This window comes from Bacillus atrophaeus, from assembly GCF_001584335.1.
In the GTDB taxonomy this organism is placed as follows: domain Bacteria; phylum Bacillota; class Bacilli; order Bacillales; family Bacillaceae; genus Bacillus; species Bacillus atrophaeus.
In genome coordinates this window covers 322,782-348,608 of sequence record NZ_LSBB01000001.1, presented here as the reverse complement: position 1 = coordinate 348,608, position 25,827 = coordinate 322,782, and the positions used below count along the sequence as shown (strand labels likewise).

Genomic DNA, 25,827 nt, shown 5'->3' with positions numbered 1-25,827 from the left:
GTTTATTTTTATTGTGTTAGATATGGCCGGGAGAGAGAGCGCGTTTCCACTATTCGGTCACGCAAAAAAATTTGCGGTTTTTTTGCGCTTCCAAACAAAACAAAAATGATAAAATATGACATATATAGAATGATGAAGGGAGGGGTTTTCAAACGTGACAGGCGTCATATCTTCTTCCATTGGAGAAAAGATTAATGAATGGTACATGTACATACGCCGATTCAGCATACCGGATGCGGAATACTTACGAAGAGAAATCAAACAAGAGCTGGCTCAAATAGAAGAAGACCAGGATCTTCATTTGTATTATTCACTGATGGAATTCCGGCACAATCTGATGCTTGAGTATCTAGAACCGTTAGAAAAAATGAGGATAGAAGAACAGCCGCGACTGTCCGATTTACTGCTTGAAATCGATAAAAAACAGGCTCGTTTAACCGGACTGCTTGAATACTATTTTAATTTCTTCAGAGGTATGTATGAGCTGGACCAGCGGGAATATATATTAGCCATTCAATTTTTTAAAAAAGCAGAGAGCAAACTGACTTTTGTTAAAGATAAAATTGATAAAGCTGAATTCTTTTTCAAAATGTCAGAAGTTTATTACTATATGAAGCAAACTTATGTGTCCATGGACTATGCACGTCAAGCCTTTGAAATATACAATGAACAAACTACATATGGTATCAGAATGATTCAATGCCAGTCCCTGTTTGGAGCTAACTTTTTGGACCTGAAACAGTATGATAAAGCAATTGCTCATTTCCAAAAAGCTTATACACTTGCTGAGGCAGAACAGCAGCCGCAACTAATGGGAAGAACGCTTTATAATATTGCCCTTTGCAAGCAAAATCAACACAGCTTTGAATCAGCGATAGAGTATGTAAAAAAATCTATTCATGTATTTGAAAAATCTAAAATGCTTCCTTCACTGCCACAAGCCTTTTTCCTAATTACACAAATTTATTTTAAATTAGGTAAGATTGATAACGCTTGTGAATATCATAAAAAAGGAAGAGAATATTCAATAGCTGCCGGAGACAATGTGTACTTAATGGAGTTTGAATTTTTGGAATCTTTATACTTGTCTGGACCTGATGAAGAAGCAATCAAAAAATGTTTTGTTTTCCTTGAAAGTAAAATGATGTATGCTGATATTGAAGACTTTGCACTCGATGTTGCTAAGTATTATCATCAGCAGGAATGTTATAAAAAAGCATCTACTTACTTTTTAAAGGTTGAAGAAGCAAGACAGCACATTCAAGGGGGGGTGAATTTATATGAAATGGAAGTATAAATTATTACTCGCTTGTTTAGCTGTGAGTGCTGTATTTGTCACAGCAGAAGTATCAAATTCATCTACAGAACATTTTGACGTTGCACAACGTGCTATGATCTAAGACCGCCTCCATCGGCGGTTTTTTTGTCCCCTCATTCCAGCCTCCCCATCCATGCTATCATTTTTAAAACATATCAATGGAGAGGATGGCACAGAATCATGTCTCTTGAAAGTGTAAAAACCCATTTTAAGCAATGGAATCGGGAAAATGATGTCATGGCGTTTGAGACATCAAGTGCAACGGTCGAACAGGCGGCGGAGACGATCGGCGTGAGTCCGGCACGAATCGCTAAAACGCTTTCCTTCAGAGATGAAGGAGATCATGCCATGCTGATTGTGGCAGCCGGCGATGCCAAAATTGATAACAAAAAGTTCTGGCATACGTTTGGCTTCAAAGCCCGTATGCTATCGCCGGATGAAGTGCTGGAACAGACAGGCCATGAAATTGGGGGGTGTTTGTCCTTTCGGATTGGCTCATGATGGATGTGTATCTCGATGAGTCAATGAAACGGTTTGAGACTGTGTTTCCAGCATGCGGAAGCAAAAATTCCGCTATTGAATTGACCCTTGGAGAATTATCCGAATTTTCTTTCGCCAAAGAGTGGATCGCTGTATGCAAAGCATAGGAATGAAAAACATCCAGACAAGAGTCTGGATGTTTTTCTTACTATTTCACAAATCCAAGCAGCATTTCACGAATGATTTTGCTCGCCGTGTTAGCGGTTTGTTCTGAATGATCGTAAATCGGAGCTACTTCTACTAAATCCGCGCCCTTCACGTTTACTTCTGAACGCGCAATTTCATGGACGGATGCAAGCAGTTCTTTAGACGTGATGCCCCCGGCGTCAACCGTCCCTGTTCCCGGTGCATGTGCAGGGTCTAATACGTCAATATCGATGGTGACATATACCGGACGGCCTGCCAGCTTCGGAAGAACCTCTTTCAGCGGTTCAAGCACTTCAAATTTCGAAATGTGCATCCCGTTCTCCTTCGCCCATTCAAATTCTTCCTTCATGCCAGAACGGATTCCGAATGAATAGACATTGCCCGGCCCGATTAAATCAGCCGCTTTGCGGATCGGCGTGGAGTGAGAAAGCGGTTCCCCCTCATAATCAACGCGAAGGTCCGTATGTGCGTCAAAATGGATAATCGCAAGGTCCGGATATTTCTTGTACATCGCTTTGATAACAGGCCAAGACACAAGATGCTCCCCTCCCATACCGAGCGGGAATTTGTCTTTTTCCAAAATGCTGTCCACATATTCTTCAATCAAATCAAGGCTCTTTTGCGGGTTGCCGAACGGAAGCGGGATGTCGCCGGCGTCAAAGAAATTGAGGTCGGCAAGGTCGCGGTCCAAATACGGGCTGTACTCTTCAAGACCGATTGACACCTCGCGGATTCTTCCCGGACCGAATCTTGATCCGGGACGATAGCTGACCGTCCAATCCATCGGCATGCCGTAAAGGATGGCGTCCGCCTCTTCCCAGCCCGGGCGGCTCGCGATAAATACTTTTCCTGAATAAGCTTCATCAAATCTCATCATAAAGCCCTCACTTTCCTGTAAAAAAGCGCAAGATTCGCTCCTGCGCAATTCGTATCATTATTTAATCAGATCACTCACAAATTTCGGCAGAACAAACGCCGCTTTATGAATCTCTTTTGTGTAATATTTCGTGTCAATATCAAAGAAACGGCTCTCTTCCACTGCAAGCGGATCGTGTTTTTTTGAACCGATCGTAAATGTCCACAAGCCGCTCGGATATGTCGGGATGTTCGCAAGATACAGCTTTGTAATCGGGAAAATTTCTTTTACATCACGCTGTACGTTTGTAATCAGCTCAGGCGTAAACCAAGGGTTGTCCGTCTGCGCGACGAAAATGCCGTCCTCTTTTAACGCCTTTGCGATTCCGGCATAAAAGCCTTTGGAAAATAGATTCACAGCAGGCCCCACAGGCTCAGTAGAATCTACCATAATCACGTCATATTCATTTTCTGATTTGGCGATATGCATAAAACCGTCATCCACCTGTACATCAACGCGGGGATCTTCAAGCTTGCCCGCAATGGAAGGAAGGAATTTTTTCGAGTATTCGATGACCTTGCCGTCGATGTCTACAAGCGTCGCTTTCTTTACGCTTGGGTGCTTGAGAATTTCTCTGATGACACCGCCGTCGCCGCCGCCGACAACAAGTACGTTCTCAGGATTCGGGTGAGTGAAAAGCGGTACGTGCGCCACCATTTCATGATACACGAATTCATCTTTTTCAGAAGTCATTACCATTCCGTCAAGATAAAGCATGTTGCCGAACTCTTCAGTTTCTACCATTTCCAGATGCTGAAACTCAGTTTGTTCTGTATGTAGTGTTTTATTGACTCTCATTGTAATTCCAAAGTTTTTCGTCTGCTTCTCTGTATACCAAAGTTCGCTCAAGTGTCATCTCCCTTTCAAGGTTCGTATTTGATTTATTGTAAGCGTCTTTTCTGCTTTTATTCTCGGTTGAATTTCTCATTTTCACCTAAGGAAAAAGTATAGAGGATGGCGGGGAAAAAGTAAAGATGCGTCCCGTCGTCTATGTTTAAAACCAATCTTTTTTTCTCATAATAGTAGAAACATGAGAAAAGGGGGGTTCCGCTAATGGATGCAATGACAAATAAACGGCTGCGGCTGACCATCAAAACCGTTCGCGCCTGCGTGTTTATCGCGGTGCTGTCGGGGCTTTTCGCCGCCACTGTGTTTTTGACTGTGATTTTGATTGCCAAGTGGCAGGGCGCCCCCTCGGTTCAAGTGCCGCAATCCACGATTCTGTTTGCGAATGACGGGTCGAAACTCGGAGAAACAGACTATGGTGAAAAACGCTACTGGGTTCAGCTGAAAAATATGAATCCCGCGATTCTTCAGGCAACCGTGGCGATTGAAGACCAGAATTTCTATGATCACCACGGTTTTGATTATAAGCGTATGGCCGGCGCAGCGCTTGCCGATATTAAAGCAATGGCAAAGGTTCAGGGCGCAAGCACCATTACCCAGCAATATGCGAGAAACCTGTACCTTGAGCATGATAAAACATGGAAACGCAAATGGAATGAAGCATTCTATACAATTCGTCTGGAACAAAACTATTCCAAGGACGACATATTAGAAGGCTATTTAAATACCATCTATTACGGCCACGGCGCATATGGCATCGAAGCGGCGTCCCGTCTGTATTTCGGGAAGCATGCAAAAGACATTACAGATGCGGAGGCGGCTCTTTTGGCAGGCATTCCGAAAGGCCCGTCCGATTATTCGCCATATGTGAATGAAACGAAGGCAAAGGAGCGACAGAAAACGATACTGCGGGTGATGGAAAAGCAGCGGATGATCAGCCGCAAAAAAGCAGACGAACTGATCAAAGAGCCTCTCTCCTATCAGCCTTTAAACAAACAAGCATCCAGCAAAAAAGCGCCTTATTTCTATGATAATGCGATGAGAGAGCTTGAGAAAAAGCTTGGCATGACGCGGGAGCAAATTGAAACGAGCGGGTTAAACGTGTATACAACGGTGAATAAACGGCTTCAGCGCATCGCCGAGGAGACCATTACCGAAACGGTTAACGCAGGGTCAGACATCCAAATCGGATTTTCGGCAATTGATCCGGACACAGGTAAAGTTCTCGCCCTGGTCGGCGGCCGGGACTATCAAAAAAGCCCGTTTGACCGGACGACACAAGCAAAGCGCCAGCCGGCTTCAACGATCAAGCCTTTACTGTATTATAAAGCGATCCAGAGCGGGTTTACACCCGTGACATTGATGAAAAGCGAAGAAACCGAATTTCAAATTGACGCAAAAGGAGAAACCTATTCTCCAAGCAACTACAACGGATATTATGCAAACAAACCGATTACGCTTCTTCAGGCGCTGGCTCTTTCTGACAACATTTACGCCGTGAAAACACATCTTTTTCTCGGCATGAACAAGCTTGTTTCCGCAGCCAAGGAATTCGGCATTACCGCGCCTCTTCAAGCGCTTCCGTCTTTGGCCCTCGGCACAGAACCCGTGCGCCCGATTGAGATGGTCAACGCTTATGCGATGCTGGCAAACGGCGGGAAACAAATCGAACCGACCTTTATCACGAAGGTAACTGACGCAGCCGGAAATGTGCTTTATGAAAACCCGCCGCAGCATAAACAGGTGCTGGATGAAAAAGCCGCTTTTGTCACGGCTAGTATGATGACAGGCATGTTCGACAAGGATTTAAACGGTTATACCTCGGTGACGGGCCGAACAATCACCGATCGCCTGACAAGAACCTATGCGGGAAAATCAGGCACGACAAGTGCAGACAGCTGGATGATCGGCTTCAATCCGAAGCTGGCAGCCGGTATCTGGACCGGCTATGACAAAAACAGCACCATCGACTCGGTGGAGGAAAAAAGCTACGCCAAAACGATTTGGGCGGAGTTTATGGAGGATGCGCTCAAAGGAGAACCGGAAACAGCATTCAAACCGCCGAAAGGAGTAACCGGCGTTTACATCGATCCGACAACAGGCTACACATCAGGGCCGGGCTGTGCAGCCAAGCACTATACGTATTTTATTGAAGGCACGGAGCCGTCCAATGTATGCTTCGGATCAGAACCTGTAAAACAAACAAAAGATCAAAATCCAGTCAAAGAAAAGCCCGCTTCTCCGAAAAAATGGTGGGACAAATGGCTGGGGCGGAATCATTGAGAATAACCCGGCTGCTTGTATGCCGGGTTATTCGTATGATTCATCTATTACCTTCTAAAAATTGAGCCTTTTCAAAATGGCAGTTCGTTCACTGCTGCATAGAAATTAAGACAGTTGCCGCATTCGCCCATATCCTTAATATCTTTCTCATACTGCTTTCTCGTTTCTTCCACGTCCGCTTCAATAACCCAATCAGCGACTTTAATCGTTTGATACATGATATCTCCCCTATCAACAGCAAAAAAAAATGAAAAACCCCGAGTCTTGGTTCGGCTCGGGATTTTCCATGTCCTAGTTCTATGTCATCAGTTTACTCAAATGATCATGAAAAAAGTGCAAATATTCATAAAGTTCACAAAAAGTTCACAAACTACTTTTCTTCTTGAAGCAATCCCGCCTTCAATTCTGATGAAGAGCGATCCCACAAGCCTTGATCGTGATTTTTCAAAAAGGCTGCGAGCACTTGCTTCGAGCTGTCATCCATTTTATCAATGATAATGTGCCGCTTCATTGACTTATCCATGAGATTTACGTGCTCCGGCAAGGATTTGTAGCCTCTTCGGATGCCTCTGTCCACTGTCATTTCACAAGCGGCGACACCGGCATAATAAGGGCCCTCTTCTCTTCTGTCGATGGTGACCCATACAAGCCAGTACGGCTTTCCGTTCGGCACATCCTCTTTATTCGGCAAGAACTTAATTCCTTTTTCAACAACACTGCGTGCGTGCATCGCGCCGATATCAACGAATGCTTCCTTTTCCTCCACATCTACAAATACGGGAGAAATGTTATCGAGGCTGAGCGCCCCCACGCCAAAACCGCCATGTCCGTCCGTCGGATCACTTTTGATAATATTAAATCCGATTGATTTTTTCTTCTTTCCTTCTTCCATGAGTCATACCTCCTACAAAAGCGGTTGAAATATCGTTGTAAACAACTCAATAATCGAATCCCTGCCCTTACCGAGCATAGGCCAGAGCACGTAAGATCCGAGCGGGGTAATAAATAAAATTAAAAACACAATAACGCCGTAACTTTCATATTGAGAGAGCTTGACGCGCAGACGCGGCGAGACGAGATCTTCAATAATCCGATAGCCGTCCAGAGGCGGCAGCGGCAGCAGGTTAAATAAAAACAAGACAAGATTTAAATTGATCCAAATGTTGAAAAATTGGTCCAAACCAGTACTGAAAGCCGATAGCAGCTCGGCTCCGTAAGCATGCATCAACACTAACAAAAGGAAACCGATAAACGCAAGAATCAGGTTGCTGACAGGTCCTGCAATAGAGACCAGAATTCCCGCCAGACGGGGTTTTTTCAAGAGATTGCGATTCACCGGCACCGGCCGCGCCCATCCAAAGCCCATGACTAAAATTAAAATCGTGCCGAACGGATCAAGGTGTTTGATCGGATTCAGTGTCAGCCGGCCTTGCTTTTTCGCTGTATCATCACCGAATAAATACGCCACATAGGCATGGGCAAGCTCGTGCATCGTAAATGCAACAATCAATGTGATCACAAGATATGGCATCAGTTCTAACGGATAATATAAAAAACGGTCCAAAGGCTGAAATCCCTCTTTCTAAAATGCAAGAATTTACTTTATTCAGTATACTATAAGAAGCCTCTCTACCTAAAGGGAGTAAACGATTTTAAGGAGGATTCAGCACTCATGCCATACGTAACCGTCAAAATGCTCGAAGGCCGCACAGATGAGCAAAAGCGCAACCTTGTCGAGAAAGTGACAGAAGCAGTAAAAGAAACAACCGGAGCGGCTGAAGAAAAAATTGTCGTCATGATTGAGGAAATGAGAAAGGATCATTATGCCATCGCCGGCAAACGCTTAAGCGATATGGAATAATCTCCTTATAAAGGCCAGTGCGTCATACACGCGCCGGCTTTTTCTTTTCCTATTGCATGATTTTCTTTATGAGTGAAAAAAATGTCTGCTTCTCTTCTTCCGTTAATCGGCCAAACATATCATCAATCAGGCTTTGCCTGTTTTCAATCATTTGAACAGCAGCCTGCCTGCCCGATTCAGAAAGCGTGATCCACACAGTGCGGCGGTCATCGTTATTTCTGGACCGTTCGATCAATCCTGCCTGTTCTAAATGATTAAGAGCAGTCGTCGTCGCAGATGGAGACAGCGTCACTTCCTGTAAAATATCTTTAATGGTGCAACTTCCGTGTCTATAAATAATGCGGAGAATAAATCCACGAATATTATTCACAGGTTTCGGGACGGTTGCTTCATCTAATTGTTTCGTTGTTTTCAAATACTTCGTGAGGGCGTGATCAAGCAGATTGGCTTCCATTTTATCGTAATTCATGTGAGGTTCCTCATTTCCAGATCCATTCATCAGAACATCTGAATGCTTTTACTACATATTTTACTGATATCCTCCTGGTAAAGTCAAAAAAGCAAGCTGATGCAGCACAACTTTTTAACTAGTTCAGGGAAATAAATTCCCTTTTATTCCAATATTTAATTCTAAAATAGAATTATTCAGAAACTAATCTATTTTACAAAGTTTTTAATTTATTCTAAAATGGTATTTATTCGGCTGCTTTTATCCCCTGCCGATTTCAAACGTTATGGCTGACATCTCAGCCAGAGATGCTGGTTTTATAGGAGGGATTCAGGTAAAATCAATAAGTATGGCTTTTTATCGCTGACATCTGCAAGGATATCAGCGTGTTCGGCGGAGACAATATGGTGTACTCACGGCAGAAAAAGTAACTGGTGCCGGCAATGTTCTAAGACTGAATTTCATACCTTTAAGGAAATCATTTCAAAAAGCAGCTGCCCGCAAACATTCGGGCAACATACAAAAAAAATGATTTAAAAACTATGTAACACGGGCAAAAGCCAAAGAATTCCTCATAGCTTTTGCTTCTTGGATGGAGGGATGCGTGTTGCGGAATATCCTGCAAAAGAAAGACATTGGTCAACTGCTTGAACAAAGCCGCAGCCAAAAAACGGCTAAAACAATGGGCGCCTTCGATTTAACCTTAATGGGAATCGGCGCTGTGATCGGGACGGGCGTAATGGTGCTCACAGGTATCACAGCCGCAAACGATGCCGGTCCTTCCGTGATTTTTTCATTTATTATAGCCGCTGTCGTGTGCAGTCTGGCAGCGCTTTGTTATGCGGAAATTGCTTCCTGCCTTCCTGTATACGGGAGTGCATATATTTATTCGTACACGACAATGGGAGAAATCATCGGCCACCTTATGGGCTGGACATTGTTATCCGTGTACATGGTGACAACTTCTGCTGTGGCGAGCGGCTGGTCCAGCTACTTTAATAATTTGTTAGGCGGTTTCCATTTATCTATACCGGATACCCTGCTGACCGTACCGAGCCAAGGAGGAACCGTCAATCTTCCTGCCATTATCATTACATTGCTGATTACGGCTGTGCTTTCGAGAGGTTCAAAGGAAAGCAAAACCTTCAATAATGTAATGGTGCTTGTGAAAATAAGTATTGTTATATTATTTATAGTAACCGGAAGCTTTTATGTAAAGCCTGACAACTGGCATCCTTTTATGCCTTACGGTATGCAAGGCATTATCACCGGGGCTTCTGCGGTCTTTTTTGCATTTTTAGGGTTTGACGCCATCTCAGCGTCTGCTGAAGAAGTCAAAAAACCGCAGCGTAATTTGCCAATCGGCATTATCGGCTCATTGCTGGTTTGCACAATGATCTATGTACTCGTCTGCCTTGTCATGACGGGAATGGTTCCTTATTCCGAGCTGAATGTGCCGGAAGCCATGTCTTACGTGTTAGAAGCCGTACACCAAAACGCTGTGGCGGGCATTATTTCAGTGGGGGCTATCATTGGCCTGATGGCTGTTATTCTTGCCAATACATACGCCGCATCGCGAATTTCCTTCGCGATGGCAAGAGACGGAATGCTGCCGAAATTTTTCAAAATTGTCGGCCGAAAATCAGAAGCGCCGGTCTGGAATACTTGGCTGATCGGAACATTAAGCGCCCTTGTGGCTGGATTCATTGACCTGAAAGAGCTGTCTAACCTCGCCAATATCGGCGCGCTGCTCACCTTTGCCATGGTCAGCTTATCCGTTTTGATTCTGCGCCGCACCCATAAGAATCTGAAACGCGGATTTCGTGTCCCGTTTGTTCCGGTGCTGCCCATCCTCTCCATTGTCTGCTGTTTGTTCTTAATGATCAACCTGCCGGGGAAAACGTGGCTGTATTTTCTGATCTGGATTATCGTAGGCGCGGCCGTTTACTTTTTGTATTCGTACAAGCACAGCTTATTAAGAAAATAAATGAAAACCAGCCCGTTTTACAGCGGACTGGTTTTTTCTTGTCAGAGAGAAATAAAAAAGGCAAAAGAAACGGGCGCATCCCCTGTTCTTTTGCCTTTCCATTAACAAATCTGCTTCAGTTCCTCTATGTATTGAAGCGCTTCGTCATATTCTTCGTTTGTATATTTCAGCTTGCTTTTAATGGTGAACACCTTATTTTTCTTCTCCTCAGCCTCAAGCCCGTCAAAGTACATAATCGTGGAGACAAGCTCCAAAAACCGTGATGAACGGCTGTTGACGCGGTCGATATACTCCTTCATATCGGGCATATCAAGTTCAGCGTGATGCAAGAACTCCGCCCCCGTGTCCGTCAGCGAATAGCGGTATTGAAAATAACCGCCCTTTTTCTCTTTGACCTCATGCAGAAATCCGAGGTTGCACAGCTCTTCTATTTGAAGTGTCAGTTCCTCAGAATAAGGGCCGTAAAAGTGAAAATCGTATTTTTCATAAAAGGGGTACTGCATTTTCTTAGCGATATAAATCATCTTTTGCAGCTTCTTCCGCCCGACGATTTCTCCAGAATCCGAGAACACCTTCATCAGTTTTGCATGTTCTTTCAACAAATCCCCGACATCTCCTTTTTCCTTCATTACATCTCTATGTCAGTCCCAGCAGCTGCTGGATTTTCATTTTCGCTTCCCTGTTTTCTGATCCGCCGGTAATAAGGTCCATCGGAAAATACAGCTTATGGTCGGTCCGTCTTTTCCCCGAAATCGAGTCAACGATGGCTGACTGTCTGGACAATTCTTTAATTTGCCCGCTTTGCGTTAAGAGGTGAATCGGCAGACGCTCTTCTTCCTCTCCCGGCCGGTAAAAATCATACGGCAGGTCGGACGAAGAATCGACAACCAAATAATAGCCCGGGTCAATCCCCGCCTCTTTGAACAAAGCTGTCAACTCAAAGTAAGCCGTCATTTCTTCATTTGGATTAAATTCAACGTATTGGAAAAGCTGGCGGTTAATAAATCTGCGGCAAAGGTCGGACAGAATCGCGTCCTCTTCTTCTTCCCAAGCCTGAAAATAGTACAGGATAATCGACTCATCCAGCTTCAGATAATCCTCAAGCGTCAAATTCCCTTCAAAAATCGAGTAAAAATGAACCGGAGCATGCGTGAAGATATAGCCTTCCTCATGCAGCTGCTTTGCTCTGTGCAGGATTTTTGTCAAAATGACTTCGGCACTCCGGGTGACCGGGTGGAAATAGACCTGCCAGTACATTTGATAACGGCTCATAATATAATCTTCGACAGCATGCATCCCGCTCTGTTTAATCACAATCTGATCCTCGCGCGGGCGCATGACCCGAAGAATCCGCTCCATATCAAAGTGGCCATAGCTCACACCCGTGTAATAGGCGTCCCGCTGAAGGTAATCCATGCGGTCCGCGTCAATCTGACTCGAAATCAGGCTGACCACTTGCTTATTCTTATATGTTTTGGCAATGACTTCAGCGACATCCCGCGGGAAATCGGGACTTACTTTTTTGAGAACCTGGTTGACTTCCGTATCTCCCAAAATAATGTCCCTTGTAAAATCTTCATGGTCAAGATGAAAGACTTTCTCAAATGAATGTGAAAACGGCCCGTGCCCCAAATCGTGGAGCAGCGCGGCGCTCAGGCAGAGTTCACGCTCACTGTCATCCCATTCCGGCCGGCCTTTAAAGACATCGTCAACCATTCTTCTGACAATCTCATAGACACCGAGAGAATGGTTAAAACGGCTGTGTTCAGCTCCATGAAACGTCAAATAGGTCGTGCCGAGCTGTTTAATCCGGCGCAGCCGCTGAAATTCACGGGTTCCGATTAAATCCCATATCAGCTTGTCCCGGACATGCACATAGCGGTGCACCGGATCTTTAAACACTTTTTCTTCTGATAATTTTCCATTTGGATACGCCATCGTCATTCCCTCTTTTTTTTAGCCATGCTTCTATTATATCGGCTCTATTCTTTGAAAACATCCTTGAATTTGTCCGGCGTTTTGTTCCAGTTTACTGAAAAACGCTTTTTATGAAGCAAAAAAGCCTGACCCATGGGCCGAGGCTGTTAAAAAAACAACTTTTCGTTATTTTATTTTCTTTTTTACTTTTTCAAGCAGCTCATCCTCATTCGGAGCTGACAGCGGACGATTGTTCACAAAAGCAAACGATTTTTTCCGCCCGGGACCGCAATAAGATTGGCAGCCTACTTCCACTTTGGCATCCGGGTCCACTTCTTTTAAACGCGGCAGCAATGTTTTGATATTTGTGGCTTGGCAATCATCACACACTCGAAATTCATTAGCCATGACGTACGCTTCCCTTCATTCTATGTTCATCTATGTCAAACATTTAAATACGCTCTTAAAAAATAACATCACTCTTAATTGTACAAGGATTCGCCAATTCCCGCAAGCAGTCTTAGTAAAATCCCGCCTCATCGCGTTTTTCCTCCGTATCTCCTATTCTTTCAGCAACCTTGTATAAATATTTTCCAATCTGGACATTCTAATATCATCAAAAGAATATTTGGGGGTTGAGATCCAATGACAAAACAACGTCAAGACGCTTGGTCAGAAGAAAATGATTTGCTGCTTGCCGAAACCGTGCTGCGGCATGTACGAGAAGGAAGCACTCAGTTGAACGCCTTTGAAGAAGTCGGCGATAAATTAAACCGCACATCTGCGGCCTGCGGGTTCAGGTGGAACGCCGTTGTCCGGCATCAATATGAAAAAGCTCTTCAGCTTGCCAAAAAACAGCGAAAACAGCGAATGAGGGCTCTCGGAAACGGCCAGCCTGCGAAAAAACGTTTATTATATCAGCCGCCGGCAGTTGAGACTGAGGCGATCAATGAACCAGCCGTACAAGAACCCGTTCAAACCGAGGCAGCGGCGCCGGAAGAGACTCAGGTTCCTGTTATGACAGGTGAACATATGCCTTATGTAGATGAAAGTTTTAAGGAAGAGTTAGCTAGTCTATCACACTTATTGTCTCCTCAATCAGCGGCGCCGGAGATGACGATGGACGATGTCATCCGCTTTTTACAGGGTTATCAAGGCAACAGTGAACAATCATCGGCATTTAAGATGGAAAATGATCGTTTAAAACAGGAAAACAAAGAATTACAAAGCAAAATCGAACAGCTTGAAACAGAGGTTCAAAAGCTTGAAAAGGATCACACAACGATCCAGGAAGACTACGAAACCCTTGTCAGAATCATGAATAGAGCCAGAAAACTAGTTTTATTTGAAGAAGATGAACATGCCTCACCATCATTTAAGATGGATCGGAACGGAAATCTAGAAAAAATGGCCGAATAGCAAAAACCCCCTTTTATATTGTGAAAAGGGGGTTTTCACCTTTTGTGTTCTTTATTGTTTTATATTAAGGTACACGTGAATCTATTAAGACACATGAACGCTTCCTGCCGGCTCATGTTTACGCGGTGACACGGAGATCACCAGTAACCCTAACAGCATAAGGGCGATTCCAATCCATGAGGAAAGCGTCAGCATCTCACCGATAAAGAAAACCCCCAATAACGACGCTGTCAGCGGCTCTGCCAAGGATAACGTGACCGCAGCGGAAGCGGGGACGGCTGTCAGCCCTTTTGTAAACATAAAGTAAGCCGCACATGTCGCGATGATCCCTATATAAAGGCTTACGCCGGCTCCTCGCCCTGTGAGTATCCAAGCCGTATCTTCCTGCAATAAAAGCGGTGAAAGCAACAATGCGCTGATCATAAAGATAACGGCTGCCGAAGCTTCGGGAGATTGGTTTTTTATCAACGACTTACTGATTAACGTGTAGCCCGCAAAAGACACGCCCGCTCCCAGAGCCAGAATGACACCAGTAAGTTCAACATGAACAGCAGAACTGTCGGCGAACAACAGCCAGCATCCGGCAAGAGCCAGAATCGTAGCGGCCCACCATGACTTTTGCGGACGTTTTTTTAAAACAGCCCATTCCAAACTTCCGGCTATAACAGGGGCGCTCCCGATCGCAATGACAGTGCCCACGGCGATTCCCGTCTCTTTAACGGCGGTGAAAAAAAACGGCTGATAACAAGCCATGCAGACTGCGGCAAAAAAAAACAATCGCCACGACCAGTTCTTCACATCAAGCTTTCCGCTTATAAAAACGACCAGAAGCATTGCGCTGCCTCCTATCAACAGTCTGATTGCTCCAAAGGCCAGCGGAGTTGACTCTTCTGGGGCCAAAGCCTGCACAGTGCCTGTTGTGCCCCAAAAGAAAGCCGCCGCAAGCACAAACAAACTATAAAGATTGCCTTTCATATGTATCTCCCCTTTTTATCCTGAGATTGGTTCTTTTATTTTATCGCTTTTCCGGTTTGCATTTTTGTCCGTTTGCAAGAAATAGTTATCCAAAGGAAGGAAAGGCATTGAATCACTATCGGGAATGCAGCCGTCTAATGATGAAAAGACGCTTTATCAGGATATATGCTCTCGCAGAAAGAAGGTCATCCAAAACATCATATAAAAAAGCCTGGAACCATTCCAAGCTTTCAGCATTTCTCTATTTACTTAACCAAACACTTTTTCATTCCGCTCGACCATCCGGACAAGATTTTTCTCAAACTCCAGCTCTTCATCTATTGTTAATCCTGCCGAATAGAGGTGGCTGCCCAGTTGTTTTAACTCTGTGAGTAACGACAGCATTAAATCTTGAACGGTGATATCCGTTTGCAGCAGTTCGCTTAAGGAAGCCATTGTTTCCGGACGTATATCGGGGTAGACTCCTTTTACGTCATTTGATTTATCTTTCAGGGCGGCTTGATAGAATCGCCTGATCAGATCAGCCCGTTCGCTTCCGCTTTTATCAGCGCAAAGGTAAATCTGGACAGCAACCCCGCCGCGAAGGCGCCGTTGGGAAATGCCGGCAAATTTTTTGCCGCCGATGCTGAGGTCATAGCTTCCCGGACAGTATGAGCCTTCAATTTCGTACGCCTCAATCTTCGCCTCATATGATTTCAGCATACGTTTCATCAGCTCGACCATCGCTTCGTAGCCTCTGTCTATGTCGATCCCCTTTTTTTGGTCTTCAAATATGAGTGAAATGTTCAGGACGCCCTCATCCAAAACGACTGCGAGACCGCCTGAGTTCCGGACAATGACGCGATAACCCTCGTTTTCTAATAATCTTACGCCGTCTTCCAAATACGGCAGCCTTGTGTCCTGAATGCCGAGAACAATGGTTTGGTGGTGCACCCAAGAACGGGCTGTCGCCGGCGATAGTCCTTTGCCGACAGACGCGCACAGCGTATCGTCCATCGCAAATGATTGTTTTGCGTCAAAATATGGGCCGAGACTGGATTGGTCAATTATTCTCCACCTCGGCTGCATCAATAGGTCAATCGGTTGCTTCGCCATCTATGTAAAACCCTTTCGTTGTAGGTTTATGATCGAGACTATTATATCATTTCAGCCGTTATGATTGAAAATTGCTTTTGAGCAGGGTGATAAAGATTTCTTTGTTCTTCGTATTCTCCATAATAGGAGATTGGATGTATGAAAGCTTGCGTTTTAAAGCAAAGCCTTTGACGTTGAGCACCGAAATGCTTTGATATGCCAAGTCCTTTTGCAGTACGCTTCTTGATAAAACGGACAGCCCCATTCCGCTGATAACGGCTTCTTTTACACCTTGGTTGCTGCTGATGGTCATCATGGACTTCGGCCGCAGACCGTTTGAGGCCAGCACATGATCCAAGTATTCCCGCGTGCCTGAGCCCTTTTCTCTTGTGATCCATGCTTCGTTTTGCAAATCATTGATGGGGATGTTTTTTCTCCCGGCCAATGGGTGCTGGTTCGGCGCGGCGATACATAGTTCATCCTCCATAAAAGGCTGAATCTCCAGTTCATTCTCTCCCGTGTGTCCCTCAATCAGCCCAATATCCGCTTGAAGCATCCTTACACGTTCACTCACTTCTTCTGTATTTCCGATCATTACGTCCACATTCAGCTCTGGATACGCCTTAATCAGCTGGGCAAGAATCGGCGGCAGAATATACTCTCCGATGGTGAAGCTGGCAGCGATTTTCAACTCGCCTTTCACATAATGATGGTGTGCATATATCTCTGATTTGGCCTGGTCATATAGAAAAACCATTTGCTTTGCCCTCTGATACAAGATGTCTCCTGTCGGCGTCGTGGTAAAATGCTTCGGCGACCGGTTGAGCAGCGCGGTCTGAAACTCTTTTTCCAGGTTTTTGATATGCAGACTGACACTCGGCTGAGAAATCATCAGCTTTTGCGCCGCTTTTGTGAAATTTTTTTCTTCCACAACAGCGATGAACGTTTTCAGTTCGCCATAATACAAAGCTTCCACCTCAATCATTAATACTTTTTATCATTACAATCATTTAACTGTATTTTACTAATGATATAAACCCCTGTAAAGTGAAGCTATACCAATGAAGGAAGTGTAACCTATGCGCACCTCATTTTCTCTTATACACGGGCTGGCGCTTACCGCCGTCCTTGCCCTCTCAAGTGTTTGGGCCGTCCGGCTGCCTTTCTTATCCATGCTGGGGCCCCTTGTGATCGCGATGATGCTCGGCATCATGTTTCGTTCTATTTTCGGCACAAAGAAAACGTTACAGCCCGGAATTTCTTTCTCCAGTAAGCATCTTCTGAGATTAGGCATTATATTGCTCGGCATGAGGCTGAATCTGACGGATATTTATCATGCGGGCGCAAACGTATTCTTTGTCGCGGTCTTTAGTATGACTTTTTCATTAGCCGCAGTGTATATCCTGTCCCGCTGGTTTCGCGTTGATCAAAAACTCAGCATCTTGACAGCTTGCGGGACTGCCATTTGCGGAGCTGCCGCTGTCGTTGCCATCGCCCCGCAGATTAAAGCAAATGATAACGAGACGGCAATAAGCGCAGCGGCCGTTTCTTTATTAGGCACCCTGTTTACCGTCATCTATACAGTGATTTATTCAATCATCGGGTTGGCACCCGGCGCTTTCGGCGCATTTGCCGGCGGAACTCTTCATGAGGTCGCACATGTTGTGGCTGCCGCTGCCGCCGGCGGCAGCGATGCTGTCGATATGGCGATTATCGTAAAGCTCACAAGAGTCGCCTTACTGGTGCCTGTCGCGCTGATACTCGGCATGATGACGCAGAGGAAAAAGGGAGCCGGGAAGCTTTCATTTACTTCTTTGCCGATTCCTTGGTTTATTCTTGGTTTTCTGGCGATGAGCGCTTTTCATACGTCTGGTATGATTCCGGAAGCGCAGGCGGAACAGATTGTGAGCGTTTCTTATTTTCTGATCGGTATGGCCATGGCCGGGCTTGGTTTAAAGGTGCATGTTTCCGAGTTTCAAGAAAATGGAGGGAGGGCGCTGGCAGCCGGTCTCATCGGCTCGGTTCTGTTATCATTGTTTGGTTATGTGATTGTTTTCCTCCTTATATAATGAAATCGCTTTCGTTTTTAGGTGTAAGTGGTTTTCCACTTTGTCTCGGGGTGACACGAAACGTTAAAGAAGGAAAAAGCAGAGATCACCTTCCCCCGGATGATGTGCTTGATGCGAAGTCAGGCGCCAGCCATTATGCAACCGCCTATCAAAAAAGCTTGCAGTCATAAAAAAGCAGCCCCCGCCATGCGGGAGCTGCTGCTTTCTATTATTACAGCGCTTGAACTGCCGTAATAAGGGCAAGGTTGTAAACATCCTCTGCGTTACAGCCTCTTGAAAGGTCGTTAACAGGCATGTTTAAGCCTTGTAAAATCGGTCCTACCGCTTCAAAGTTGCCCAGACGCTGTGCGATTTTATAGCCGATGTTTCCTGCTTCAAGGCTTGGGAATACGAATACGTTCGCATCACCTTTGATTTCGGAATCCGGCGCTTTTTTCTCAGCGACAGAAGGCACAAATGCCGCGTCAAATTGGAATTCGCCGTCAAGAGTAAGCTCAGGCGCTTTTTCTTTTGCGATTTTCACCGCTTCTGCTACTTTTTCAGTCTCATCTGACTTCGCTGAGCCTTTTGTAGAGAAGCTTAGCATTGCTACCCGAGGCTCGATGTTGAACATTTTAGCCGTATTGGCGCTTTCGATTGCAATTTCAGCAAGGTCCTGGCTGTCAGGTGCAATGTTGATCGCGCAATCCGCAAATACATATTGTTCGTCGCCGCGCGCCATGATGAATACGCCGGAGGTTTTTTTCACGCCTTCTTTTGTTTTGATAATTTGAAGAGCAGGGCGCACTGTGTCTGCTGTTGAATGAGCCGCTCCGCTGACAAGCCCGTGCGCAAGACCTTTGTACACAAGCATCGTGCCGAAGTAGTTTTCGTCTAAAAGAGCTTTACGAGCTTGTTCTTCCGTTGCTTTCCCTTTTCGGCGTTCAACGAAAGCCTGTACAAGGTCTTCCATTCCTTCATATGTATGTGGATCATAAATATCAACGCCTTCAAGCGTTAAATTCAATTCTTTCGCTTTAGCTTGAATCTCATTTTCACTGCCGATCACGATTGGCTGAAGCACTTTGTTTCCGGCAAGGTTGTTTACCGCTATTAAAATACGTTCATCTAAACCTTCAGGAAATACGATTTTCACGCCTTTTCCTGCTACTTTTTCTTGCACTGTTGAAAATAAATCTGCCACAATATACCCTCCTTGAATTTGCAAAAAACGCTTTCTTTTATTAGCATACTCTTCTTCCAGCTAAATTCAAATAACCAACTTTTATTATAGCGCTTTCATTTAAAAATCTTATTTTTCTAACTAATTTAATCAACTGAAAATCTTCTTATAGTTTCCCTCTGACTTTCAAAGATTATACGAAGAGATATTCAAGGTTTCTACACAGAAGAATCGGATAAACTATGGTATAGTGTAGGCATAATGAAGAGATATAGGAGTGAAGATAAATGAGTGAACAGCAATTGACAAATGAAGCAGCAAAAACGCTTGACGGCTGGTACGCCCTGCATGATTTCCGTACGATGGACTGGGCTTCCTGGAAACTGCTTTCAAGTGATGAACGCGAATCCATTACATATGAATTTACGGGATTGCTTGAAAAATGGGGTGTTGCCCAAAAAGAAGGAAAAGGTTCGCAGACTCTGTACAGCATCGTCGGCCAAAAAGCTGATTTCATGCTGATGGTTCTTCGCCCGACAATGGAAGAATTAAATGAGATTGAGCTTGAACTCAATAAATCAAGACTCGCTGAATTCACCATTCCGGCATACTCCTACGTGTCAGTCGTCGAACTGAGCAACTATTTGGCAAGCGGAGAGGGCGATCCTTACGAGAATCCGCATGTGCGTGCGCGCCTTTATCCTGAACTGCCTGAATCAAAGCATGTGTGCTTCTATCCAATGGATAAAAGAAGATCAGGCAACGACAACTGGTATATGCTATCAATGGACGAACGCAGAAACTTAATGAGAAGCCACGGTTTAATCGGACGCAGCTATGCAGGGAAAGTGAAACAAATCATCACAGGCTCTGTCGGCTTTGACGATTATGAGTGGGGCGTTACGCTGTTTAGCGACGATGTTCTTCAATTTAAAAAGCTTGTATACGAAATGCGCTTTGATGAAGTCAGCGCCCGCTACGGAGAATTCGGTTCGTTCTTTGTCGGCAACTACCTGCCAAAAGAATCACTGCCTAAATTTTTATATGTATAATCAGCTCTCCCGTCGTACGGCGGGAGTTTTTTATTGGTGCAGCGTCTCTTCCATGTTCTGATCATGAGTGCTGTACCGTTTATATCCATACACACTGAGCACAAATCCGCATAGGGTGATGGCGGCACAAATTAAACCGACGAAGGAATAACCGTACCGGATGTAAACAGGTCCCATAACCGCCGAGCCTAAGGTCACTGCCAAATTTGATGCCAGACTGTAGAATGCCATGATTTTCCCGCGGTGATGTTGGGAACAGTCGCTCAAAATCGTACTGAGCAGTGTTACCGTCAGGCTTTGCATTACGCCCCAGATCAATAAACCGATACATAAAAGCGGCAGTGATTTCGGTGCATACGGCAAACACGCTAATAGTATACTGAGGACAGCCATAGCGATAACAAGAGACCGCATTTTTCCGAAACGGTCCGCTGCCTTACCGGAAAAAACACTCATGGAAAAGCCGATGCCATATATCATGATAAACAGCCCCGCCACAGTATTCCCTCCCGAAAATACCTGCTGGAGATATGTCCCTAAATAAGAATACATTCCATAAAAGCCCGTCATGTTGCAAAAGGTAATCGTAATGTAGACCGGCACCCGCGGCACACGAAGCGCCTGAAGGAACGTACCGGCCGGCTGCTCTCCGTTTTCTTGCCCGGCTTTTCCGCTGGCAGAGCCGCGCGCCTCATATAAAACCAAAGCCAATACAAGCAGACCCAAAAAAGCGAAAATCCAAAATGTCCATCTCCAATTTAGAGAGCCGCCGATAAAAGCTCCTAATGGCACGCCAAAAATCAGCGCGAGCGACCAGCTTGAAACAATCAGCCCCATCACCTTTCCGCGATATTGATAAGGAACGCGGTCTCCTACAACCGCATAAGCGGTCGGCACAAACGCGCCTGCCGCCAGACCGGAAAGCGCGCGTCCTAAAAAGAATGTGTATAGATCCTGCGCCGCGGCGCATATGACCGTTCCGATGATAAATAAAGAGAGGCCAATCATCAAGCATAGCTCTCTCGAATATTTGTCGCCGATAGGAACTAACAGCGGCGCGCCAACCAAAATCATGATCCCGTACATACTGATAGAAAGTGCCAGTACATCAATACTTGAATGAAAGGTTTGTGCCAAATCTGGCAGCAGCGGAGAAATCACTAGTTCTTCAGATCCGGCCGCAAACACGCCCAATGTCAGAGCGAGTGCTAATAAAATCGGAAAATGGCGTTTCGTTTCAATCATATTATTGGTTTTCATATGTATGGACACCTCTTCAAATACTGATTTCCATATAGTTTAGCATTATGGAATATCTTTTTACATTCCGTTTGATAAAGTAAATTCATTTATAATTTTCAAGTGCATACTTTATTCTAAAAATATTTTTCATTCGAAAATATTTACTCAAACACACTTCTTCTCCGCTCATTAAACATAAATGAGCATTATGGTATAGTGATAGAAATCAAATGTAATATGAGGTGGATCGTTTCATGGACAAAGTTTATACACAAGCAAAACCAATTAAGCTCGGCATGGTTTTGCTCCTCGGAACGCTGGCGTCTTTCGGGCCCCTTTCGCTCGATATGTATCTCCCCGCTCTTCCGCAGGTCGCAAATGATCTTCATACAACGGCTTCTCTCGCACAGCTAAGCCTAACCTTCTGCCTGCTGGGGCTGGCTTTAGGACAAATTGTCGTCGGACCGCTAAGTGATATGAAAGGCCGCAGGAAACCGCTGATCGTTTCGATGGTGTTTTATGCGCTCTCTTCCATTTTGTGCGCTTACAGCCCTTCCGTCACTTTTTTGATTATCATGAGATTTATCCAAGGCTTCACCGGAGCGGCCGGCATTGTCATCGCCCGTGCGTCCGCTCGTGATATGTATTCGGGGAAAGAATTAACGGCTTTCTTCTCCATGCTGATGCTGGTGAACGGGGCGGCTCCGATATTGGCGCCGATCACCGGGGGATTTGTCCTTCAATTTTCTGAATGGCCGACAGTCTTTATCATTTTAGCGATTATCGGTTTTTTCATTTTTATTGCCGTGACGGCCGCTTTGCCTGAATCACTGCCTATCGAAAAACGGACAACGGGAGGCCTGAAAGAAACCTTGCAAACCTTTCGGCTCTTGCTTGGCGACCGTTCTTTTATGGGATTTGCTTTCAGCCAGGCTTTCATTCTGACCGGCATGTTCGCTTATATTTCCGGTTCGCCGTTTGTACTGCAAAATATCTTCGGTGTTTCGGCGCAAATGTTCAGCTTTTTATTTGCGGTAAACGGCGCGGGAATTATCGCCGCCACCCAGATCACCGGGAGGCTTGCCGCAAAACGTGATGAGCGGGCACTGTTCACATTCGGCCTGATATTATCCATCATCGGAAGTATCGCACTTCTTGCTGCGCTTGCTCTGAATTTGGGCATCATCGCAGTCTGCATTGCTCTGTTTGTGATCGTGTCCTGCGTCGGGATCGTGACAACAACAGGTTTCGCATTAGCGATGCAAAAACAGGAGAAAGGCGCCGGCAGCGCAGCCGCGCTTCTCGGCCTCTTACCATTTATCGGCGGCGCGCTTGCCGCTCCGTTAGTCGGCATCGCTGGAGAAGAAAATGCATGGCCGATGGCTCTGAGCATCTTCGGCTTCGATCTTCTGGCAGTTCTTTCTTACGTTTTCCTTGTAAAAAGAAACACGCAGACATGATAAAACCCTCCAATTTTTATTGGAGGGCTCTTATTATTTAGCGCGGATCAATTACCAATTGAGTTTCAGCGTAAAAGCTGCCGATTCCCAAACCGTTTACCATATCACCTTTAATCGTGTAAGTTCCTGCGCGCGGAAGGTTTTTGCGAACCATGACTAGTTCAAATTCCGCTGCGCCTAGCAAATCAAGTGTAAACGGGAGTCTGACTTTTTTCCCGTCATTTAAAATCTGTGTTTCTTTCAGCGTTTTTCCATTGATCGAGTCTCTCGTATTGGCATGAAAACCGTCCGGGAAATTAAATTCTATCGTTCCGAGAGAAAGAACGGCTTTTGGTCTGTATGTCACTTCAATATCTGAAGTCGCGTATTCTTTCGTACTGTTAATGGTTTTTGCTTCGATTGATGCTGATTTCGCATTCGCATGGACAGAAGGAAGCAAGATGGATAGCAGGACAGCTGAACTGATGAATACTGAAAATAATGATGTTCTTTTTAGCATGACATTTTCCTCCTCATGATCACTATTGAAGTTGGTCAGAGCGTCCTCTGAAGAGAAAAAGAGCGTGAATCTCGTAAATTCGCGAATTACTTTTCTTTTTCTTGAGATAAATCTAACACCATTTTCCATGGAAGTAAATGCTTTTTTAGGGATATGGCAACTTGATATTGTTTGAGACATTCAGCTTAGCCGGACAAGGACCAAACGAATGATTTTTACCCTCCGGATAGTAAAATATACAGACTTTGATCAATACTATTTTCCTTTTAAGTTAAAGGGATAAAAAAAATCGAAGATACCTCTTGATCTTCGATTTGCGTCCGGCTATTTTGCTGTAAGTTATCGAAAAGTTGTGTTCCAGTTAAAACCGATTGTCTCGTCATTCCAAGGGATTCTTTTTTCATCGGGCTGATCAGGGTTATACGAGGTTGTAGTGAAATAGATAATCGTCAGCGGTGTTTCTCCAAGCACCCTATAACCGTGGGCGACTCCTTTTGGAATCAACAGAAGCATCGGATTGTCTTCTCCCATAAAGTAGACATCCGTTTCTCCTTTCGTTTCAGAATCGTCACGCAGGTCATAAAGGACAACCTGGGCGTGGCCTGTCGGGAAAAACCAGAGATCATCCTGCTTTTCATGATAATGAAACGCTTTAATTACGCCTGGATAGCTTTTTGACCATGAGGCCTGCCCAAAATGTTCAAGAAGATTCTCGTCATCCCGAACAAGCTCGGCGAAAAAACCTCTGTCATCACTATGCTTCGTCAGCTTTTTGACTTTGACTCCTTTAATCACTCCACTTCACTCCTCTCCTGTAAATAATCACGCAGTGCATCACGCCAATGCCGCGGCCGTATTCCGCGTTCATTTATCGCCTGGTGGCTTAAAACAGAGTAAGCGGGGCGCGGTGTGAGATTTCCGTATTCCTTTGTGCTCACTGGCAGAATCGTTGTGTCCAGTCCGCTTTCTTCCATAATGGCCGCGGCGAATTCATACCAGCTGCACATACCTGAGTTACTGACATGGTACATGCCCGGGGGATGGCCAAACAGCGTAATGACCGCTTCTGCTAAATCCTTTGTATAAGTCGGCGAACCGATTTGATCATTGACGACGCGCAGCTCATCTTTTGTTTCAGCAAGCTGTAGCATGGTATTGACGAAATTATGGCCGCCGCCTCCGTATACCCAGGAGGTCCTGATAATGGTGCTGCCCTTGCCGGCTAATCGAATCAGCTCCTCCCCGAGTTTTTTGCTTTTACCGTATATTGTGCTTGGTTCGGGGGTATCGTCTTCTTTGTAAGGACTTGTGCCTTTTCCGTTAAACACATAATCCGTGCTGATATGAAAATACGCCGCACCGATGCCTTCTGCCTCCAGCGCTGTATAGTAGGCTCCGATCCCATTGATTAAATATGCTTTCTCCAGCTCTGTTTCACATTTGTCAACAGACGTAAACGCCGCTGTGTTGACGACAATGTCCGGCCGATAATGGCGAAAGGAATGCCGCACTGACCGATGATCAGCAATATTCATCATCGACTTCGTTAACGCGATGACCTCATATCCGGCTTGCTTCAACTGGCGGCACAGTTCTCTTCCGAGCTGCCCGCCGGCGCCGGTCACTAAAACCTTTGTCAATCGGATCACCTTCTTCTCATCATTGGCCGTTATCTGTATACCAGCGAACGGTCCGCTTAATCCCCTCTTCGAACGTAACTTCCTGACGCCAGCCCAGCTCGTTTTTCAGCTTAGAGGCATTGATCGCGTAGCGCCGGTCGTGCCCTTTCCTGTCTTCCACATGAGCAAACAGCTCCTGATCGCAGCCAAGATGCTTCAAAATGGCACTGGCAAGCTCTTTATTCGTCCGTTCATTGCCGCCGCCGATATTATAAACCTCACCGTTCGTTCCTTTTTCCAAAATCAGCTTAATCGCACGGCAATGATCCTCGGCGAACAGCCAGTCTCTGATCTGTAATCCGTCACCGTACAGCGGAACCGGCTGGCCTTTTGCAGCGTGTCGGATGATGGTCGGAATCATTTTTTCCCGGTGCTGATAAGGACCGTAATTGTTGCTGCATCTTGTGATAATGGCCGGAAGCTGATGGGTTTTGACATAGGACTGAACGAGGATATCTGAGCTGGCCTTGCTGGCGGAATAAGGATTATTAGGTGAAAGCGGTGTCGTTTCCGTAAATGCCGGGTCATCCGCTTCTAAATCTCCGTATACTTCATCTGTTGAAATGTGGATCAGTTTTTTTGCCTTTCCGTGCAACACAGCCTCCGCCAGCCGATACGTCCCCATGACATTGGTTGTGATGAAAGGCTCCGCCTGCGAAATGCTTCTGTCTACATGGGATTCAGCCGCGAAATGAATCACAGCGTCATAGCTCTCATCAAATGCCCGGTCAATATCCGCCTGACTGCTGATATCTCCTTTGATAAACCGAAATCGGCTGTTTCCCTTCAGCTTTTCCATTTCTTTCGGATGGCTCGCATAAGTGAGTTTATCAAAGACCGTAATGCGGGCGTCTGTTTCCTTCAGCATCAGTTTTGTAAATGTGAGCCCGATAAAGCCGGCTCCGCCTGTAATCAAAAATGATTGTGCCATGA

The 25,827-nt window shown here is 45.3% G+C and carries 27 protein-coding genes and 1 pseudogene; 10 read left to right on the top strand and 18 right to left on the bottom strand.

Annotation, left to right across the window (positions count from 1 at the left end):
- The first annotated feature begins 154 nt into the window (after positions 1–154).
- The 3 genes and pseudogenes from AXI57_RS01710 to AXI57_RS01700 all read left to right on the top strand — a co-directional run bounded on the left by AXI57_RS01710 (position 155) and on the right by AXI57_RS01700 (position 1,965).
- On the top strand, positions 155–1,297 hold the full coding sequence (locus AXI57_RS01710) for a response regulator aspartate phosphatase (protein WP_003326491.1): 1,143 nt from the start codon (positions 155–157) through the stop codon (positions 1,295–1,297).
- Positions 1,281–1,400: a PhrC/PhrF family phosphatase-inhibitory pheromone gene (locus AXI57_RS01705; RefSeq protein WP_003326489.1), complete on the top strand. Its 120-nt coding sequence runs from the start codon at positions 1,281–1,283 to the stop codon at positions 1,398–1,400. The genes AXI57_RS01710 and AXI57_RS01705 overlap by 17 nt, the downstream gene beginning before the upstream one ends.
- Positions 1,401–1,498: 98 nt before the next feature.
- Positions 1,499–1,965, top strand: a pseudogene (locus AXI57_RS01700) (YbaK/EbsC family protein).
- 41 nt (positions 1,966–2,006) lie between these two features.
- On the opposite strand, the gene speB reads toward AXI57_RS01700, so the two are convergent.
- Complete coding sequence (speB, locus tag AXI57_RS01695) at positions 2,007–2,879, bottom strand: agmatinase (protein ID WP_061669419.1); 873 nt, start codon at positions 2,877–2,879, stop codon at positions 2,007–2,009.
- A 60-nt stretch (positions 2,880–2,939) separates the two neighbouring features.
- Positions 2,940–3,770, bottom strand: coding sequence for a spermidine synthase (speE, locus tag AXI57_RS01690; protein WP_003326486.1), 831 nt, complete (start codon positions 3,768–3,770; stop codon positions 2,940–2,942).
- Between the two features lie 204 nt (positions 3,771–3,974).
- On the opposite strand from speE, the gene AXI57_RS01685 reads away from it, so the two are divergent.
- Positions 3,975–6,050 carry a transglycosylase domain-containing protein gene (locus AXI57_RS01685; RefSeq protein ID WP_061669066.1) on the top strand — a complete coding sequence of 692 codons (2,076 nt, stop codon included), beginning with the start codon at positions 3,975–3,977 and terminating at the stop codon, positions 6,048–6,050.
- A gap of 71 nt (positions 6,051–6,121) precedes the next feature.
- Here AXI57_RS01685 and AXI57_RS21665 read toward each other — a convergent pair whose 3' ends face one another.
- From AXI57_RS21665 to AXI57_RS01675, 3 genes are all read right to left on the bottom strand, one after another.
- Positions 6,122–6,268, bottom strand: a complete 147-nt coding sequence (locus AXI57_RS21665; protein ID WP_003326484.1) for a hypothetical protein — start codon at positions 6,266–6,268, stop codon at positions 6,122–6,124.
- A 152-nt stretch (positions 6,269–6,420) separates the two neighbouring features.
- On the bottom strand, positions 6,421–6,942 hold the full coding sequence (locus tag AXI57_RS01680) for a YwhD family protein (protein ID WP_061669065.1): 522 nt from the start codon (positions 6,940–6,942) through the stop codon (positions 6,421–6,423).
- Positions 6,943–6,954: 12 nt separating this feature from the next.
- Entirely contained in the window at positions 6,955–7,614 is a 660-nt protein-coding gene (locus tag AXI57_RS01675; protein ID WP_003326482.1) for a site-2 protease family protein, read from the bottom strand.
- 108 nt (positions 7,615–7,722) lie between these two features.
- Between AXI57_RS01675 and AXI57_RS01670 the strand changes: the two genes are divergently transcribed.
- Entirely contained in the window at positions 7,723–7,911 is a 189-nt protein-coding gene (locus AXI57_RS01670; protein WP_003326481.1) for a 2-hydroxymuconate tautomerase, read from the top strand.
- 49 nt (positions 7,912–7,960) lie between these two features.
- On the opposite strand, the gene AXI57_RS01665 is transcribed toward AXI57_RS01670, so the two are convergent.
- Complete coding sequence (locus AXI57_RS01665) at positions 7,961–8,380, bottom strand: MarR family transcriptional regulator (protein WP_061669064.1); 420 nt, start codon at positions 8,378–8,380, stop codon at positions 7,961–7,963.
- A 586-nt stretch (positions 8,381–8,966) separates the two neighbouring features.
- On the opposite strand from AXI57_RS01665, the gene AXI57_RS01660 reads away from it, so the two are divergent.
- A complete protein-coding gene (locus tag AXI57_RS01660) occupies positions 8,967–10,346 on the top strand; it encodes an amino acid permease (protein ID WP_061669063.1) in 1,380 nt (459 codons plus the stop codon).
- A 101-nt stretch (positions 10,347–10,447) separates the two neighbouring features.
- Here the strand turns inward: AXI57_RS01660 and AXI57_RS01655 are convergent, their stop codons facing one another.
- The 3 genes from AXI57_RS01655 to AXI57_RS01645 all read right to left on the bottom strand — a co-directional run bounded on the left by AXI57_RS01655 (position 10,448) and on the right by AXI57_RS01645 (position 12,671).
- Positions 10,448–10,948: a YwgA family protein gene (locus AXI57_RS01655; RefSeq protein ID WP_003326477.1), complete on the bottom strand. Its 501-nt coding sequence runs from the start codon at positions 10,946–10,948 to the stop codon at positions 10,448–10,450.
- Positions 10,949–10,982: 34 nt separating this feature from the next.
- Entirely contained in the window at positions 10,983–12,284 is a 1,302-nt protein-coding gene (locus tag AXI57_RS01650; protein ID WP_010790260.1) for an HD domain-containing protein, read from the bottom strand.
- Between the two features lie 165 nt (positions 12,285–12,449).
- Positions 12,450–12,671 carry a YuzB family protein gene (locus AXI57_RS01645; RefSeq protein WP_003326475.1) on the bottom strand — a complete coding sequence of 74 codons (222 nt, stop codon included), beginning with the start codon at positions 12,669–12,671 and terminating at the stop codon, positions 12,450–12,452.
- 237 nt (positions 12,672–12,908) lie between these two features.
- Between AXI57_RS01645 and zapB the strand changes: the two genes are divergently transcribed.
- Entirely contained in the window at positions 12,909–13,682 is a 774-nt protein-coding gene (zapB, locus tag AXI57_RS01640) for a cell division protein ZapB (protein WP_061669062.1), read from the top strand.
- 84 nt (positions 13,683–13,766) lie between these two features.
- Here the strand turns inward: zapB and AXI57_RS01635 are convergent, their stop codons facing one another.
- The 3 genes from AXI57_RS01635 to AXI57_RS01625 form a co-directional block, all read right to left on the bottom strand.
- A complete protein-coding gene (locus AXI57_RS01635) occupies positions 13,767–14,657 on the bottom strand; it encodes a DMT family transporter (RefSeq protein WP_061669061.1) in 891 nt (296 codons plus the stop codon).
- Positions 14,658–14,906: 249 nt separating this feature from the next.
- Positions 14,907–15,752 (bottom strand): octanoyl-[GcvH]:protein N-octanoyltransferase, encoded by an 846-nt coding sequence (lipL, locus tag AXI57_RS01630; RefSeq protein ID WP_003326471.1) that lies wholly within the window; start codon positions 15,750–15,752, stop codon positions 14,907–14,909.
- A gap of 58 nt (positions 15,753–15,810) precedes the next feature.
- A complete protein-coding gene (locus tag AXI57_RS01625; RefSeq protein ID WP_061669060.1) occupies positions 15,811–16,698 on the bottom strand; it encodes a LysR family transcriptional regulator in 888 nt (295 codons plus the stop codon).
- 112 nt (positions 16,699–16,810) lie between these two features.
- Here AXI57_RS01625 and AXI57_RS01620 point away from each other — a divergent pair, with 112 nt between their 5' ends.
- Positions 16,811–17,800 carry a YeiH family protein gene (locus tag AXI57_RS01620; RefSeq protein ID WP_061669059.1) on the top strand — a complete coding sequence of 330 codons (990 nt, stop codon included), beginning with the start codon at positions 16,811–16,813 and terminating at the stop codon, positions 17,798–17,800.
- A gap of 211 nt (positions 17,801–18,011) precedes the next feature.
- Here the strand turns inward: AXI57_RS01620 and pta are convergent, their stop codons facing one another.
- Positions 18,012–18,983, bottom strand: coding sequence for a phosphate acetyltransferase (pta, locus tag AXI57_RS01615; RefSeq protein ID WP_003326463.1), 972 nt, complete (start codon positions 18,981–18,983; stop codon positions 18,012–18,014).
- Positions 18,984–19,249: 266 nt separating this feature from the next.
- Here pta and hemQ point away from each other — a divergent pair, with 266 nt between their 5' ends.
- A complete protein-coding gene (hemQ, locus tag AXI57_RS01610; protein ID WP_061669058.1) occupies positions 19,250–20,014 on the top strand; it encodes a hydrogen peroxide-dependent heme synthase in 765 nt (254 codons plus the stop codon).
- A gap of 30 nt (positions 20,015–20,044) precedes the next feature.
- Here hemQ and AXI57_RS01605 read toward each other — a convergent pair whose 3' ends face one another.
- Positions 20,045–21,274, bottom strand: a complete 1,230-nt coding sequence (locus tag AXI57_RS01605; protein WP_371176175.1) for an MFS transporter — start codon at positions 21,272–21,274, stop codon at positions 20,045–20,047.
- 236 nt (positions 21,275–21,510) lie between these two features.
- Here AXI57_RS01605 and AXI57_RS01600 point away from each other — a divergent pair, with 236 nt between their 5' ends.
- Positions 21,511–22,716 (top strand): multidrug effflux MFS transporter, encoded by a 1,206-nt coding sequence (locus tag AXI57_RS01600; RefSeq protein ID WP_061669057.1) that lies wholly within the window; start codon positions 21,511–21,513, stop codon positions 22,714–22,716.
- A gap of 37 nt (positions 22,717–22,753) precedes the next feature.
- On the opposite strand, the gene bslB is transcribed toward AXI57_RS01600, so the two are convergent.
- The 4 genes from bslB to rfbB form a co-directional block, all read right to left on the bottom strand.
- Complete coding sequence (gene bslB, locus AXI57_RS01595) at positions 22,754–23,215, bottom strand: biofilm surface layer hydrophobin BslB (protein WP_003326457.1); 462 nt, start codon at positions 23,213–23,215, stop codon at positions 22,754–22,756.
- A gap of 339 nt (positions 23,216–23,554) precedes the next feature.
- Positions 23,555–24,010, bottom strand: a complete 456-nt coding sequence (locus AXI57_RS01590; protein ID WP_003326455.1) for a dTDP-4-dehydrorhamnose 3,5-epimerase family protein — start codon at positions 24,008–24,010, stop codon at positions 23,555–23,557.
- On the bottom strand, positions 24,007–24,855 hold the full coding sequence (gene rfbD, locus AXI57_RS01585; protein ID WP_061669056.1) for a dTDP-4-dehydrorhamnose reductase: 849 nt from the start codon (positions 24,853–24,855) through the stop codon (positions 24,007–24,009). The genes AXI57_RS01590 and rfbD overlap by 4 nt, the downstream gene beginning before the upstream one ends.
- 19 nt (positions 24,856–24,874) lie before the next feature.
- A complete protein-coding gene (gene rfbB, locus AXI57_RS01580; RefSeq protein WP_061669055.1) occupies positions 24,875–25,825 on the bottom strand; it encodes a dTDP-glucose 4,6-dehydratase in 951 nt (316 codons plus the stop codon).
- Positions 25,826–25,827: the final 2 nt, after the last annotated feature.

What these genes read in the sequence shown, in the direction of transcription:
- AXI57_RS01670 (WP_003326481.1), top strand. Translation starts at nt 7,723, where the DNA reads ATGCCATACGTAACCGTCAAAATGCTCGAAGGCCGCACAGATGAGCAA.
- AXI57_RS01605 (WP_371176175.1), bottom strand. Translation starts at nt 21,274, where the DNA reads ATGAAAACCAATAATATGATTGAAACGAAACGCCATTTTCCGATTTTA.
- zapB (WP_061669062.1), top strand. Translation starts at nt 12,909, where the DNA reads ATGACAAAACAACGTCAAGACGCTTGGTCAGAAGAAAATGATTTGCTG.
- hemQ (WP_061669058.1), top strand. Translation starts at nt 19,250, where the DNA reads ATGAGTGAACAGCAATTGACAAATGAAGCAGCAAAAACGCTTGACGGC.
- AXI57_RS01600 (WP_061669057.1), top strand. Translation starts at nt 21,511, where the DNA reads ATGGACAAAGTTTATACACAAGCAAAACCAATTAAGCTCGGCATGGTT.
- AXI57_RS01665 (WP_061669064.1), bottom strand. Translation starts at nt 8,380, where the DNA reads ATGAATTACGATAAAATGGAAGCCAATCTGCTTGATCACGCCCTCACG.
- AXI57_RS01705 (WP_003326489.1), top strand. Translation starts at nt 1,281, where the DNA reads ATGAAATGGAAGTATAAATTATTACTCGCTTGTTTAGCTGTGAGTGCT.
- AXI57_RS01645 (WP_003326475.1), bottom strand. Translation starts at nt 12,671, where the DNA reads ATGGCTAATGAATTTCGAGTGTGTGATGATTGCCAAGCCACAAATATC.
- AXI57_RS01680 (WP_061669065.1), bottom strand. Translation starts at nt 6,942, where the DNA reads ATGGAAGAAGGAAAGAAGAAAAAATCAATCGGATTTAATATTATCAAA.
- speB (WP_061669419.1), bottom strand. Translation starts at nt 2,879, where the DNA reads ATGAGATTTGATGAAGCTTATTCAGGAAAAGTATTTATCGCGAGCCGC.
- rfbB (WP_061669055.1), bottom strand. Translation starts at nt 25,825, where the DNA reads ATGGCACAATCATTTTTGATTACAGGCGGAGCCGGCTTTATCGGGCTC.
- AXI57_RS01685 (WP_061669066.1), top strand. Translation starts at nt 3,975, where the DNA reads ATGGATGCAATGACAAATAAACGGCTGCGGCTGACCATCAAAACCGTT.
- AXI57_RS01620 (WP_061669059.1), top strand. Translation starts at nt 16,811, where the DNA reads ATGCGCACCTCATTTTCTCTTATACACGGGCTGGCGCTTACCGCCGTC.
- AXI57_RS21665 (WP_003326484.1), bottom strand. Translation starts at nt 6,268, where the DNA reads ATGTATCAAACGATTAAAGTCGCTGATTGGGTTATTGAAGCGGACGTG.
- lipL (WP_003326471.1), bottom strand. Translation starts at nt 15,752, where the DNA reads ATGGCGAAGCAACCGATTGACCTATTGATGCAGCCGAGGTGGAGAATA.
- AXI57_RS01635 (WP_061669061.1), bottom strand. Translation starts at nt 14,657, where the DNA reads ATGAAAGGCAATCTTTATAGTTTGTTTGTGCTTGCGGCGGCTTTCTTT.
- bslB (WP_003326457.1), bottom strand. Translation starts at nt 23,215, where the DNA reads ATGCTAAAAAGAACATCATTATTTTCAGTATTCATCAGTTCAGCTGTC.
- AXI57_RS01650 (WP_010790260.1), bottom strand. Translation starts at nt 12,284, where the DNA reads ATGGCGTATCCAAATGGAAAATTATCAGAAGAAAAAGTGTTTAAAGAT.